General features: G+C 55.6%; 5 protein-coding genes, 2 tRNA genes and 4 rRNA genes. 2 read left to right on the forward strand and 9 right to left on the reverse strand.

Translation table 11 applies throughout. From position 1 onward, the window contains the following. Positions 1-8: 8 nt before the first annotated feature. Positions 9-3,425 carry a non-ribosomal peptide synthetase gene (locus JFU47_RS16575; protein WP_201184404.1) on the forward strand — a complete coding sequence of 1,139 codons (3,417 nt, stop codon included), beginning with the start codon at positions 9-11 and terminating at the stop codon, positions 3,423-3,425. A 31-nt stretch (positions 3,426-3,456) separates the two neighbouring features. After that, complete coding sequence (locus JFU47_RS16580; protein WP_201184405.1) at positions 3,457-3,924, forward strand: SRPBCC family protein; 468 nt, start codon at positions 3,457-3,459, stop codon at positions 3,922-3,924. A 145-nt stretch (positions 3,925-4,069) separates the two neighbouring features. On the opposite strand, the gene JFU47_RS16585 is transcribed toward JFU47_RS16580, so the two are convergent. From JFU47_RS16585 to JFU47_RS16625, 9 genes are all read right to left on the reverse strand, one after another. Beyond that, a complete protein-coding gene (locus JFU47_RS16585) occupies positions 4,070-5,950 on the reverse strand; it encodes a methyl-accepting chemotaxis protein (RefSeq protein ID WP_201184407.1) in 1,881 nt (626 codons plus the stop codon). A 315-nt stretch (positions 5,951-6,265) separates the two neighbouring features. Beyond that, positions 6,266-6,381: ribosomal RNA gene (gene rrf / locus JFU47_RS16590) — 5S ribosomal RNA — on the reverse strand. A 106-nt stretch (positions 6,382-6,487) separates the two neighbouring features. Continuing rightward, positions 6,488-6,603: ribosomal RNA gene (gene rrf, locus JFU47_RS16595) — 5S ribosomal RNA — on the reverse strand. 156 nt (positions 6,604-6,759) lie between these two features. Further along, positions 6,760-9,652, reverse strand: a 23S ribosomal RNA gene (locus tag JFU47_RS16600). 250 nt (positions 9,653-9,902) lie between these two features. Continuing rightward, a tRNA-Ala gene (locus JFU47_RS16605) sits at positions 9,903-9,978 on the reverse strand. A gap of 27 nt (positions 9,979-10,005) precedes the next feature. Continuing rightward, positions 10,006-10,082 (reverse strand) — tRNA-Ile (locus tag JFU47_RS16610). 82 nt (positions 10,083-10,164) lie between these two features. Further along, positions 10,165-11,701, reverse strand: a 16S ribosomal RNA gene (locus JFU47_RS16615). Together the 16S, 23S and 5S rRNA genes with 2 tRNA genes alongside form the textbook arrangement of a ribosomal RNA operon. Before the next feature lie 642 nt (positions 11,702-12,343). After that, the gene (locus JFU47_RS16620; RefSeq protein ID WP_201184408.1) at positions 12,344-13,564 is read right to left on the reverse strand and encodes a CaiB/BaiF CoA transferase family protein; all 1,221 of its coding nucleotides are present in this window, start codon (positions 13,562-13,564) and stop codon (positions 12,344-12,346) included. A 13-nt stretch (positions 13,565-13,577) separates the two neighbouring features. After that, positions 13,578-14,759, reverse strand: a complete 1,182-nt coding sequence (locus tag JFU47_RS16625) for an acyl-CoA dehydrogenase (protein WP_201184410.1) — start codon at positions 14,757-14,759, stop codon at positions 13,578-13,580. Positions 14,760-14,899: the final 140 nt, after the last annotated feature.

Here is a 14,899-nt window from a genome sequence, read left to right on the forward strand (position 1 = left end):
AGCCCATCATGAGACGTCTCGACATTCTGCTCATTGGACAAAGCCAGGCCCTGACCGACCTGGCGCTGGAACTTGAACAACACGGTCACTCTCTGGTGCGCCTGACGGCCGTCGACAAGCAGCCGTTGGGTAACGCCGATTTGCTGATCGACGACGCCTGCCTGCCTGTTCAAGACGTCGGCAATACGCCGCGATTGACGCTGCAACTGGGTATCGGTGTGCCTGGAGTTTCTGGCCTGCCGCCGCTGGACTTGCTGTGCACCTACGGTTCGAAACTGTTCACTCGCGTGCCGATCACCGACGAACCTTCGGGCAACGGCCAGGCATTGCGCCTGCGGGCAGTGGCAGAACTGGTCGATCACGTGGCGCTGCTGGTCAGTCGTTTCTCTCGTGATGCCGACTATTTTCTGCTGGCCGACCCTGCTGCTCCCACTTGCTTCGAGAGCGTGGAAAACCTGCTCTATTTGGAGAACCTGGCGTTTTTCCATCGACTCAACCTCACGGAAGCACCCGCGCTGCTGGAACTCAGCCAAATACCGATGATTGAGCGCCTTGAGCAACGCTTCATCCAGTGTGCCGAACGACCCGCGCTGAACATTGCCGGCACGCCGCTGAGCTATCGGCATTTGCACGCCCACAGCCGCGCCATCCAGCAGCGTTTGCAGCCATTGCTCGCTCAGCATCACGGGCCGTTGGTGATCGGGATCTGCCTGCCAAAATGCAGCGCGTTGTATGCGGGGATTCTGGCGATTCTTGGCAGTGGCGCGGTGTATTTGCCGCTGGAGCCGAGCCATCCCCTGCAACGCCAGCAGTACATCCTGGAAAACGCCGGGGCAGTGTTGCTGCTGCATGACGGTGAGCACCCGCTCGCGGCGCAAATGCCGGGACTCGACATCAGCCGCATCGACATCGGTGACGTGGATCTCGATCAACCCTTGATGCGCCAACGACCCGATCCAGATGCGCCGTGCATGGCGCTCTATACCTCGGGCACCACCGGCCATCCCAAAGGCGTGTTGCTCAGCCAGGCCAACCTCGCGCATTTCACCGCGTGGTACGCCGACTATGTGCAACTGACCGAACAGAGCCGGGTACTGCAATTTTCGTCGTTGAGTTTCGACTCGTCGCTGATCGATATCTTCCCGACCCTGCTCCAGGGCGCCGAACTGATCGTGCCCGACGACGATCAGCGCCGCGATCCGTTGCAACTGGTCGAGCTGATCCGCCATCAACAACTGAGCCACGCCTTTTTGCCACCGGCGTTGTTGAGCATCCTGCCTCTGGATCAATTGCACTGCCTCAATCACGTGATGACCGGCGGCGATGTCTGCGAACCCTACGTCATCGAGCAGCTCACCCGTCAGGGCAACCTCTACAACCTCTATGGCCCGACCGAAGCGACGGTGCTGATTACCGCGCGCCAACTGCGCACCGACGACAGCAACCGCACCCTCGGCGCGCCTATTGCTAACAGTCAGGTGCTGATTCTCGATGAGGATTTTCAACCGGTGGCCGAGCAAACCGTCGGTGAGTTGTACATCCTCGGGCCAGGCGTGTGCCTGGGCTACCTGAACAACCCGCAGCAGACCGCCGAACGTTATCTGAACCTGAGTCTGCCGAATGGCCAAAGCCTGCGCGCCTACCGCACCGGCGACATGGCGAAGTGGACTCGCGACGGCATCGAGCTGTGCGGGCGGCGGGACAATCAGGTGAAGATTCGCGGCTTTCGGGTCGAGCCGGAGGAGATCGAACGCTGCCTGCGCGACAGTCAGTTGTACCGCCAAGTGGCAGTGGTCATCGACAGCCAGCGCCGGATTCTGGCCTTCCTCGCGCAGCCTCAGGAGGATCAACCCGGCACCGCGCGCGAAGCGCTGAAGGCTCATGCGACGCAGTTTTTACCGGATTACATGCAACCCACAGCCTGGACCGAACTGCCGAGCATGCCATTCGCCAGCAACGGCAAGGTCGACCGCAAGGCGCTGCTGGCAATGCCCGTGAATGTGTCCGAAAACACGCTGCGGCGTTTGCCCGTCAGTGCCGACGAGGCGCTGCTGCTGGAGATCTGGGCTGAGCTGCTGGAGCTGCCGGCCAGCGATATTTCCACCGACGAAAGTTTCTTCAACCTGGGTGGCCACTCGATCCTGCTGTCGCGCATGCTTTTACGTTTGCGTGAAGAATTTGGTCGCAGCATCTCGATCAACCGCTTCATCGAATTGCCGACCATCGCCAAGTTGGCGACCTTGGTGCGCGGCTCCGGCACCGAAGAAGTGTTGAGTGAAAAGGCCTTGGCCGATGCCTTCCGCGAACTGGATATCCAGCCGTTGCCAGTCAACCGCATGGGCGATGTGCACAAGGTGATCGTTACCGGCGCCAACAGCTTTGTCGGCGTGCACATCGTTGAAGCATTGCTCGCCTGGGGCGCCAGCGAAGTCGCCTGCCTGGTGCGCGACGGCGGAGGGCAATCGGCAGCCGAGCGGTTTGCCCATGCGTTGCGAGAAAACCGCCTGGAGCATCTGGACCTGAGCCGGGTGCGGGTCTATGCGGCGGACATTACACGGCCGTCATTGGGGCTCGAAGCGGATGTTTACGAGCGACTGGATCGGCAGTTCGGCGCGTTGGTGCACAACGCCGCCAACGTCAATCATGTACTCGATTACGAGTCGCTGGCGCGGGACAACGTCGAACCGATTTTCGAGTGTCTTCGTTTGTGCGAAGGGCGCAGCAAAAAGATCTTCAATTTCGTCTCGACGCTCTCGGCTTCCAGCACCATTGCCGCCGATGGCCGGGTGTTGGAATTGCCCGCCGCGCAAACCCCACCGATCTACATCAAGAACGGCTACAACCTGTCCAAATGGGTCGGTGAGCGGATCCTCGAACGGGCTCGCGAACGTGGCGTACGAGTCAATCTTTATCGCCCCGGAAACATCAGTTTCAACAGCCTCACCGGTGTCTGCCAGCCTCACAAGAATCGCCTGATGCTGATGCTCAAAGGCTCGATCCAGCTCGGCCAGGTTCCGGAGTTCGCGCTGAACTTCGACCTGATGCCGGTGGACTTTCTCGCCCGGTTCATCGCCTTCCATGCCAGCCGTTATTCACCCGAAAAAGCGGTGTTCAACCTGCACAATCCCGAACCTCTGAGCTGGGACAACTACGTCGCGTCATTCCGTGAGGCGGGTCGGGAGTTTTCCATGGTCAGCGTCGCCGACTGGCAGCAACAACTGGGTCGGGTCGACAGCGACAACGCGTTGTTCGGCGTGCTCGGTTTCTACCTCAACGGCTTCGAGGAAGACATCGGCGACATCTCAATGATCGGCCACGCCAACGCCCAGGCGGGCGTGCGGCAGATGGGCGCGCATTACCCGGAAAAATCCCCGGCGCTGCTACGTCGCGGCTGCGACTACCTCAAAGAAATCAACTTCATCTGATTCAACCCAACCCCAAAAATGGAGCAAGGCCATGAGCACTCTGCAACCCGATACCCTGATCAAAAACCCTCAAGGCTGCCACGTCGTGTCTTCAGTGGAAGTGCCGGCGAATGCCGCGCAGGTCTGGGCGGTGGTCGGCAACTTTGCCGGCTTCGATCAATTCATTCCGGCGCTGTCGCACATCGAGATGACCGGCGAAGGCGTGTCGTCCCTGCGCAAGAAATTCTTCAAGGACGGCAACCTGGTAGTCGAGCAACTCAACTCCCGGGATGACCAGGCGCTGAACATGACCTGGACCACGATTTACAACACATTGGGCGTGGCCAATTTGTGGGCGGCGATGAGTGTTGAACCGCTGGGCACGGGAAAATCCCGAGCGACCTGGACCATCATCGCCGAACCCGCACAGGGCGGCGCGGAGGCATTGGCGGGGTTCACGGATTTCGTGCAGGGCTTTGCCGATGACTCGATGAACAATGTGCTGAAATTGTTTGTGTAAGGCTTTGGTTCAGCGGTGATCGTTACACCGCTTTCGCGAGCAGGCTCGCTCCCACAGGTTGACCGAGTTTTTTCAGACGGAACACGGTCGAAGGTGGGAGCGAGCCTGCTCGCGAAGAACGATAACGCGGTACAACTGACCTGAATCAGATTTTGAAGCTGTCGACCAACTGCTTCAACCGGTTCGCCTGCAGGGACAACGCATCGCAATCCTTCAACGTTTCATTGAGGTTGGCCACGCTCTGCTGGTTCAGCAGGTTGATCTGGTTAACGTCGACGTTGAGGGTTTCCACGACCGCCGTCTGTTCTTCGGTCGCCGCGGCCACCGACTGATTCATGCCGTCGATTTCGCCAATGCGCTGGGTCACGCTGACCAGACGCAGACCGGCCTGGTTCGCCACTTCGACGCTCTGCTCGCTAGAGACCTGACTGGCGTTCATCGTGGTCACCGCTTCACGAGAACCGATCTGCAGCGAGGTGATCATCTTGTGGATCTCCTCCGCCGATTCCTGAGTACGGTGAGCGAGGTTACGCACCTCGTCCGCCACCACCGCAAAACCACGACCGGCTTCACCAGCGCGGGCCGCTTCGATGGCCGCGTTGAGCGCGAGCAAGTTGGTCTGCTGGGAGATGCCTTTGATCACATCCAGAATGTGCCCGATGTTGTCGGTGCTGGCGTTCAGGGTTTCGATCTGCGTGCAGGACAGGCTGATTTTCTGCGACAACTCGGTCATCGCCAGAATGGTTTTCTCCACCACCTGACGACCATCATCAGCCTGCTCGCACGCGCCGCTGGCGTGCTGGGAAGCATCGGCGGCATTGCGGGCGATTTCCTGGGTGGCGGCGCCCAACTGGTTGATCGCCGCGGCCACACTGTTGGTGCGGGCGCTTTGCTCATCGGAGCCGATGATCGAGGCGTTGGACGAAGCCATCACCCGTTGCGACAGGTCGTGAACCTGACGGGTGGCCGACGACACTTCGGAAATCGACGCGTGAATTCGTTCCACGAACTGATTGAAAGAACCTCCCAGCTCGCCGAACTCGTCTTTGCTTTCCACCGCCAGACGTCGGGTCAGGTCGCCCTCACCTTGAGCGATGTCCCGCATCGCACGGCCCATGGTGGTCAGTGGACGCATCAGCACGTTGATCAGCAGGCTCAGCAGAACGGCAATGGCCGTCACGGCGATGAACATCGCGATCAGCGCAGAAGTGCGGAACTGGCTGAGTGGTGCGTAGGCCTTGTCCTTGTCGATCGACAGACCGATGTACCACTCGGCATTGGGCAAACCGCTGACCGGGGTGAACGAAAGGATTCGGTCCTGCTTGTTCAGGGTGACTTCCTGATTGCCCTTCTCGATGCGCACACCGGCGTTCGGGTAGATGTCCTTCAGGTTTTTCATCACCTGGTCTTTGTCGGGGCTGACGATCACCTGACCGTCGGCGCTGACCAGAAATGCGTGACCGATGCCACCGAAGTCCACCGAGTTAATGATCTTCACCAGCGTTTCCAGGCTCAGGTCACCACCGGCCACGCCGAGCAACTCGCCGTTCTTTTTCACCGGCAGGGCGATGGTGACCACCAGGCCACCGACGGCGGCCATGTAAGGCGGGGTCAGCATGATCTTGTCGGCAGCTACGGCCTGTTTGTACCAGGGACGCTGACGCGGATCGTAACCGTCAGGCATCTTCGCGTCCGGGCGCTGAGTGAACACGCCGTTGGTCTGGCCCACGTAGGTGAACTGGAAGTTCGAGGTCAGGGCCGGTTGATTGACCAGCCCCGGGAGGTCGGCATTGGCGCCTTGGTGGGCGACGTTTTGCGCGAGGTTTTCCAGCACCAGCACGCGGCCGCTCACCCAGTTCTGCACGCTGCTGGCGGTCAAGTCACCGGCCTGCTGGACGCTTGATTCGAGGTTTTGACGGATGGTGTTTCGCTGCAGATAGTCGTTGTACAAAGTGAACAACGCAAAAGCCAGCACCACGACGCCGGAGGCGGCCAGAAGGATTTTATGGCTGAATTTGAGATTCATTTCATGGGACTTCTTATGCAAAAAGTGGGGATGCGTTCCGGGTTGCAACATTCCATGTAACAGCACAGACGACTTTCTGAGGTCGCTCTACTTTGGTGCGCATGTCTCACCAGTCTTTCGGCACAGAGAGGAGAAATCTTAGGGGGTTGTTTGAATTGTCTGGTATTCAAACCAGATTCCCGCCGAACGGCATACTAGACAGGTTGAACAGGTTTCATTCCCGTGGCTGCCGAGTAGATTATCGCTTGAAGCGTTTCCTGCTCCAAAACGACAAAACCCCTGTCTGCGTTAGCAGACAGGGGTTTCGGAATTCAATCTTGACGATGACCTACTCTCACATGGGGAAACCCCACACTACCATCGGCGATGCATCGTTTCACTGCTGAGTTCGGGATGGGATCAGGTGGTTCCAATGCTCTATGGTCGTCAAGAAATTCTGTAACCAGCCCGTTACACCGTAACGTGCCAGCAAAATTGGTGACTTCTACTAAAACAAAACCCCTACCTGCATACGCAGATAGGGGTTTCGGAATTTAATCTTGACGATGACCTACTCTCACATGGGGAAACCCCACACTACCATCGGCGATGCATCGTTTCACTGCTGAGTTCGGGATGGGATCAGGTGGTTCCAATGCTCTATGGTCGTCAAGAAATTCGGTAGCCAGGTCGTGGGCCTTTTCAGGTTCACGCTCCAGCGAATGGGTATGCGATAGATTTGTGTGTTTCGTTTCGAATTTTCGACTTGTGTCGTCTTCACACACCGCAATCTGGTGCCTTCTCAGGTCAGCAAATTGCTTGGGTGTTATATGGTCAAGCCTCACGGGCAATTAGTATTGGTTAGCTCAACGCCTCACAGCGCTTACACACCCAACCTATCAACGTCGTAGTCTTCGACGGCCCTTCAGGGGACTCAAGGTCCCAGTGAGATCTCATCTTGAGGCTAGTTTCCCGCTTAGATGCTTTCAGCGGTTATCTATTCCGAACATAGCTACCCGGCAATGCCACTGGCGTGACAACCGGAACACCAGAGGTTCGTCCACTCCGGTCCTCTCGTACTAGGAGCAGCCCCTCTCAAATCTCAAACGTCCACGGCAGATAGGGACCGAACTGTCTCACGACGTTCTAAACCCAGCTCTGCGTACCACTTTAAATGGCGAACAGCCATACCCTTGGGACCGGCTTCAGCCCCAGGATGTGATGAGCCGACATCGAGGTGCCAAACACCGCCGTCGATATGAACTCTTGGGCGGTATCAGCCTGTTATCCCCGGAGTACCTTTTATCCGTTGAGCGATGGCCCTTCCATACAGAACCACCGGATCACTAAGACCTACTTTCGTACCTGCTCGACGTGTCTGTCTCGCAGTCAAGCGCGCTTTTGCCTTTATACTCTACGACCGATTTCCGACCGGTCTGAGCGCACCTTCGTACTCCTCCGTTACTCTTTAGGAGGAGACCGCCCCAGTCAAACTACCCACCATACACTGTCCTCGATCCGGATAACGGACCTGAGTTAGAACCTCAAAGTTGCCAGGGTGGTATTTCAAGGTTGGCTCCACGCGAACTGGCGTCCACGCTTCAAAGCCTCCCACCTATCCTACACAAGCAAATTCAAAGTCCAGTGCAAAGCTATAGTAAAGGTTCACGGGGTCTTTCCGTCTAGCCGCGGATACACTGCATCTTCACAGCGATTTCAATTTCACTGAGTCTCGGGTGGAGACAGCGCCGCCATCGTTACGCCATTCGTGCAGGTCGGAACTTACCCGACAAGGAATTTCGCTACCTTAGGACCGTTATAGTTACGGCCGCCGTTTACCGGGGCTTCGATCAAGAGCTTCGCGTTAGCTAACCCCATCAATTAACCTTCCGGCACCGGGCAGGCGTCACACCCTATACGTCCACTTTCGTGTTTGCAGAGTGCTGTGTTTTTAATAAACAGTCGCAGCGGCCTGGTATCTTCGACCGGCATGGGCTTACGCAGTAAATGCTTCACCCTCACCGGCGCACCTTCTCCCGAAGTTACGGTGCCATTTTGCCTAGTTCCTTCACCCGAGTTCTCTCAAGCGCCTTGGTATTCTCTACCCAACCACCTGTGTCGGTTTGGGGTACGGTTCCTGGTTACCTGAAGCTTAGAAGCTTTTCTTGGAAGCATGGCATCAACCACTTCGTGTTCTAAAAGAACACTCGTCATCAGCTCTCGGCCTTAGAATCCCGGATTTACCTAAGATTCCAGCCTACCACCTTAAACTTGGACAACCAACGCCAAGCTGGCCTAGCCTTCTCCGTCCCTCCATCGCAATAACCAGAAGTACAGGAATATTAACCTGTTTTCCATCGACTACGCTTTTCAGCCTCGCCTTAGGGACCGACTAACCCTGCGTCGATTAACGTTGCGCAGGAAACCTTGGTCTTTCGGCGTGGGTGTTTTTCACACCCATTGTCGTTACTCATGTCAGCATTCGCACTTCTGATACCTCCAGCAAGCTTCTCAACTCACCTTCACAGGCTTACAGAACGCTCCTCTACCGCATCACCTAAGTGATACCCGTAGCTTCGGTGTATGGTTTGAGCCCCGTTACATCTTCCGCGCAGGCCGACTCGACTAGTGAGCTATTACGCTTTCTTTAAAGGGTGGCTGCTTCTAAGCCAACCTCCTAGCTGTCTAAGCCTTCCCACATCGTTTCCCACTTAACCATAACTTTGGGACCTTAGCTGACGGTCTGGGTTGTTTCCCTTTTCACGACGGACGTTAGCACCCGCCGTGTGTCTCCCATGCTCGGCACTTGTAGGTATTCGGAGTTTGCATCGGTTTGGTAAGTCGGGATGACCCCCTAGCCGAAACAGTGCTCTACCCCCTACAGTGATACATGAGGCGCTACCTAAATAGCTTTCGAGGAGAACCAGCTATCTCCGAGCTTGATTAGCCTTTCACTCCGATCCACAGGTCATCCGCTAACTTTTCAACGGTAGTCGGTTCGGTCCTCCAGTTAGTGTTACCCAACCTTCAACCTGCCCATGGATAGATCGCCCGGTTTCGGGTCTATTCCCAGCGACTAGACGCCCTATTAAGACTCGCTTTCGCTACGCCTCCCCTATTCGGTTAAGCTCGCCACTGAAAATAAGTCGCTGACCCATTATACAAAAGGTACGCAGTCACCCAACAAAGTGGGCTCCCACTGCTTGTACGCATACGGTTTCAGGATCTATTTCACTCCCCTCTCCGGGGTTCTTTTCGCCTTTCCCTCACGGTACTAGTTCACTATCGGTCAGTCAGTAGTATTTAGCCTTGGAGGATGGTCCCCCCATATTCAGACAAAGTTTCTCGTGCTCCGTCCTACTCGATTTCATGACTAAGAGATTTTCGCGTACAGGGCTATCACCCACTATGGCCGTACTTTCCAGAACGTTCCGCTAATCTCAAAGCCACTTAAGGGCTAGTCCCCGTTCGCTCGCCACTACTAAGGGAATCTCGGTTGATTTCTTTTCCTCAGGGTACTTAGATGTTTCAGTTCCCCTGGTTCGCCTCTTAAGCCTATGTATTCAGCTTAAGATAACCATCTTATGATGGCTGGGTTCCCCCATTCAGACATCTCCGGATCAAAGTCTGTTTGCCGACTCCCCGAAGCTTTTCGCAGGCTACCACGTCTTTCATCGCCTCTGACTGCCAAGGCATCCACCGTATGCGCTTCTTCACTTGACCATATAACCCCAAGCAATCTGGTTATACTGTGAAGACGACATTCGCCGAAAATTCGATTCTTGCTCACAAAGAGCAACTCACAAATTTTACCTTAGCCTGATCCGTTACCAGTGAAAGTAACGTCCAGTCTATCTTTCTATCACATACCCAAATTTTTAAAGAACGATCTAATCCAAAGACTAGAAATCAACATTCACCATCATCACAATGGAATGCTCATTTCTAAGCTTTCAACAAACAGAAGCAGTAGTGGTGGAGCCAAACGGGATCGAACCGTTGACCTCCTGCGTGCAAGGCAGGCGCTCTCCCAGCTGAGCTATGGCCCCGTATCTCTACAGGTTCCCACACAAAATTGGTGGGTCTGGGCAGATTCGAACTGCCGACCTCACCCTTATCAGGGGTGCGCTCTAACCAACTGAGCTACAGACCCAATTTCGGGCTGCTTCTTATCGTCTTCTTCAATGAATCAAGCAATTCGTGTGGGAGCTTATGGAGCAGCTGATGTCGTCGATTAAGGAGGTGATCCAGCCGCAGGTTCCCCTACGGCTACCTTGTTACGACTTCACCCCAGTCATGAATCACACCGTGGTAACCGTCCTCCCGAAGGTTAGACTAGCTACTTCTGGTGCAACCCACTCCCATGGTGTGACGGGCGGTGTGTACAAGGCCCGGGAACGTATTCACCGCGACATTCTGATTCGCGATTACTAGCGATTCCGACTTCACGCAGTCGAGTTGCAGACTGCGATCCGGACTACGATCGGTTTTCTGGGATTAGCTCCACCTCGCGGCTTGGCAACCCTCTGTACCGACCATTGTAGCACGTGTGTAGCCCAGGCCGTAAGGGCCATGATGACTTGACGTCATCCCCACCTTCCTCCGGTTTGTCACCGGCAGTCTCCTTAGAGTGCCCACCATTACGTGCTGGTAACTAAGGACAAGGGTTGCGCTCGTTACGGGACTTAACCCAACATCTCACGACACGAGCTGACGACAGCCATGCAGCACCTGTCTCAATGTTCCCGAAGGCACCAATCCATCTCTGGAAAGTTCATTGGATGTCAAGGCCTGGTAAGGTTCTTCGCGTTGCTTCGAATTAAACCACATGCTCCACCGCTTGTGCGGGCCCCCGTCAATTCATTTGAGTTTTAACCTTGCGGCCGTACTCCCCAGGCGGTCAACTTAATGCGTTAGCTGCGCCACTAAGAGCTCAAGGCTCCCAACGGCTAGTTGACATCGTTTACGGCGTGGACTACCAGGGTATCTAATCCTGTTTGCTCCCCACGCTTTCGCACCTCAGTGTCAGTATCAGTCCAGGTGGTCGCCTTCGCCACTGGTGTTCCTTCCTATATCTACGCATTTCACCGCTACACAGGAAATTCCACCACCCTCTACCATACTCTAGCTTGTCAGTTTTGAATGCAGTTCCCAGGTTGAGCCCGGGGATTTCACATCCAACTTAACAAACCACCTACGCGCGCTTTACGCCCAGTAATTCCGATTAACGCTTGCACCCTCTGTATTACCGCGGCTGCTGGCACAGAGTTAGCCGGTGCTTATTCTGTCGGTAACGTCAAGACACCAACGTATTAGGTTAATGCCCTTCCTCCCAACTTAAAGTGCTTTACAATCCGAAGACCTTCTTCACACACGCGGCATGGCTGGATCAGGCTTTCGCCCATTGTCCAATATTCCCCACTGCTGCCTCCCGTAGGAGTCTGGACCGTGTCTCAGTTCCAGTGTGACTGATCATCCTCTCAGACCAGTTACGGATCGTTGCCTTGGTGAGCCATTACCTCACCAACTAGCTAATCCGACCTAGGCTCATCTGATAGCGCAAGGCCCGAAGGTCCCCTGCTTTCTCCCGTAGGACGTATGCGGTATTAGCGTCCGTTTCCGAGCGTTATCCCCCACTACCAGGCAGATTCCTAGGCATTACTCACCCGTCCGCCGCTCTCAAGAGAAGCAAGCTTCTCTCTACCGCTCGACTTGCATGTGTTAGGCCTGCCGCCAGCGTTCAATCTGAGCCATGATCAAACTCTTCAGTTCAAACATCTTTGGGTTTTTAAGAAACCCTAAACTTGGCTCAGCAATCGTTGGTTACATCTTTGATTTCTCGCGGAGTAACTTGTGATGCTGATAATCTTGTTGACTATCAGTCTGACTCCACAAGCACCCACACGAATTGCTTGATTCAGTTGTTAAAGAGCGGTTGGTTAAGATCTTTCGTCTCAACCGAGGCGCGCATTCTACAGCAGCCTCTGTTGCTGTCAAGCGGTTATTTTTCGAAGCTTTCAAAGTTTCCTTTGCAACTTCAACCACTTGCGCTTCCGATCTCTCGTTAGCGGGAGGCGAATTCTACAGCGTTACTCGCTGCTGTCAACACCTCTTTTACACCGCTTTCGACCGAGAAGATCGAATCGTTAAAAGAGCCAAACAACCTCACTCTTTCAACTCCTTCTGGGCTTCGATGACCTGAAGCAACTCGCTGTCTAAAACTGCGTAACTCATTGTTTACCAAGGAGTTTTCCGTTTCGACTGCGCCGGAAGTGGGGCGAATTATAGACTTCCAGAATCTGCCGTCAACCCTTAATTGCGCTTTTCTATCAAACACTTGCCGAACACCGGAAAACAGCCCGCTTCCTCTCTATCATAGGAGAGTAAAACCACTCCCCTATATAGAAGGAATCCTCAGAGCACCCCGGCCTCTTTGAATGCCACCACAGCACCAGCATCCAGACCCAACACCCGCTGCAGAACCTCCAGCGTATGCTCCCCTAATAAAGGAGGCGCATTGCGATACTCCACAGGCGTTTCGGACAGACGAATCGGACTCGCCACTTGCGGCACCATCCCGGCCAGAACATGGGGCAGCTCGATCGCCAACCCGCGCGCCTTAACCTGAGGATCCGCAAACATCTGAGCCAGATCATTGATCGGCCCGCACGGCACACCTGCTTGCTCCAACTGCAGCACCCACTCAGCAGTCGTCTTGAACACAGTCTCCTGGCGAATAAGCGGAATCAACACCGCACGATTCGCCACCCGCAACTTGTTGGTCGCAAAGCGTGGATCATCCGCCCACTGCGGTTGACCAGCCACTTCAGCAAACTTGCGAAACTGCCCGTCATTACCCACGGTGAGGATGAAGTCTCCATCCGCCGTAGGAAAGTCCTGATAAGGCACGATATTCGGATGAGCATTACCCAGGCGCTTCGGAGCATTGCCCGTAGTCAGGTAATTCATTGCCTGGTTAGCCAGACAAGCCACCTGAACATCCAACAGCGCCATATCAATATGCTGACCGCCACCGTCATGATCCCGATGCGCAAGCGCTGCAAGGATCGCCACGGTCGAATAGAGACCGGTCAAAATGTCCGTCAGCGCCACGCCGACTTTCACCGGCCCGGCACCCTCATCCCCTTCGGGTCGCCCCGTCAGACTCATCAGACCGCCCAGCCCCTGGATCATGAAGTCATAACCCGCGCGCTTGGCGTAAGGGCCTGTCTGGCCAAACCCGGTAATCGAGCAATAGATCAGATTCGGATTGATCGCCTTTAGAGACTCATAGTCCAAACCATATGCCGCCAGCCCACCGACCTTGAAATTCTCGATTAGGATGTCCGACTTCGCCGCCAGATCACGCACCAGCTTCTGCCCTTCAGGCCGGGTGAAGTCGATGGTGACCGATTGCTTGTTGCGATTGGCCGACAAGTAATAGGCGGCCTCGCTAGTGTTCTCGCCATAAGCGTCTTTAAGGAAAGGAGGCCCCCAGGCGCGCGTGTCATCGCCATTACCCGGGCGCTCGACCTTGATCACTTCGGCGCCAAGGTCGGCAAGGATCTGCCCGGCCCAAGGCCCGGCCAGTACCCGCGACAAATCCAGTACTCGTAGATGCGAAAGCGCGCCCATGGCCGTTCTCCTATTAATAGAACGCCTGGATGCCAGTTTGCGCACGACCGAGGATCAGTGCGTGGACGTCATGCGTACCTTCATAGGTATTCACCACTTCCAGGTTGACCAAGTGGCGAGCGACACCGAACTCATCGGAAATACCGTTACCACCCAACATGTCGCGCGCCATGCGAGCAATGTCCAGGGACTTGCCGCAGGAGTTGCGCTTCATCATCGAAGTGATTTCGACCGCTGCAGTACCTTCATCCTTCATACGACCCAGACGCAGGCAGCCTTGCAACGCCATGGTGATTTCTGTCTGCATGTCGGCCAGCTTCTTCTGGATCAGCTGAGTAGCAGCCAACGGGCGGCCGAACTGCTGACGATCCAGGGTGTATTGGCGAGCGGTGTGCCAGCAAAACTCAGCCGCGCCCAGCGCGCCCCAGGAAATGCCGTAACGTGCCGAGTTGAGGCAAGTAAAAGGGCCTTTCAAGCCACGGACATCCGGGAAGATGTTCTCTTCAGGGACAAACACGTTGTCCATGACGATTTCGCCGGTGATGGATGCGCGCAGACCAACCTTGCCGTGAATCGCAGGAGCACTCAGGCCCTTCCAGCCTTTCTCCAGAACGAAGCCGCGGATATCGCCGGCGTCGTCCTTGCCCCAGACCACGAACACATCAGCGATCGGGCTGTTGGTGATCCACATCTTGTTGCCGGTCAGGCTGTAGCCGCCTTCCACTTTGCGCGCACGAGTAATCATCGCGCCTGGGTCGGAACCGTGGTTAGGTTCGGTCAGACCGAAGCAACCAATCCATTCGCCTGAAGCCAGTTTCGGCAGGTACTTCTGCTTCTGGGCTTCGGTACCGAATTCATTGATCGGCACCATGACCAGCGAGGACTGCACACTCATCATCGAGCGGTAGCCGGAGTCGACACGCTCGACTTCACGGGCGATCAGGCCGTAGCTGACGTAGTTCAGGCCGCTTCCACCATACTGCTCAGGGATAGTCGCGCCCAACAGACCTATTTCGCCCATCTCGCGGAAGATCGCCGGGTCGGTCTTTTCATGACGGAAAGCTTCGAGAACACGCGGCGCGAGCTTTTGCTGAGCGAATTGCTCAGCAGTGTCGCGGATCATGCGTTCTTCTTCGGTGAGCTGTTGATCCAGCAGCAGGGGATCGATCCAGTTGAAGCTAGCTTTACCGCCCATGAGTGTGTCCTCTCGAATCGGGTCAAATAACGTGAGCTGATCCTAGGCCGGGTTCGGCGTTACGGCAAACGAGGATTTTGCATACTGTTGTGCTAATTTCTCACTCCGAAACATCGCAAATTAGCTTTTATGCGATGTAT

Source organism: Pseudomonas sp. TH39(2020) (assembly GCF_016650715.1).
Classification (GTDB): Bacteria; Pseudomonadota; Gammaproteobacteria; order Pseudomonadales; family Pseudomonadaceae; genus Aquipseudomonas; species Aquipseudomonas mandelii_C.

Bases quoted from the DNA above. Each gene is read 5' to 3' on its own strand.
- JFU47_RS16625 (WP_201184410.1), bottom strand. From the start codon at position 14,759: ATGGGCGGTAAAGCTAGCTTCAACTGGATCGATCCCCTGCTGCTGGAT.
- JFU47_RS16620 (WP_201184408.1), bottom strand. From the start codon at position 13,564: ATGGGCGCGCTTTCGCATCTACGAGTACTGGATTTGTCGCGGGTACTG.
- JFU47_RS16580 (WP_201184405.1), top strand. From the start codon at position 3,457: ATGAGCACTCTGCAACCCGATACCCTGATCAAAAACCCTCAAGGCTGC.
- JFU47_RS16585 (WP_201184407.1), bottom strand. From the start codon at position 5,950: ATGAATCTCAAATTCAGCCATAAAATCCTTCTGGCCGCCTCCGGCGTC.
- JFU47_RS16575 (WP_201184404.1), top strand. From the start codon at position 9: ATGAGACGTCTCGACATTCTGCTCATTGGACAAAGCCAGGCCCTGACC.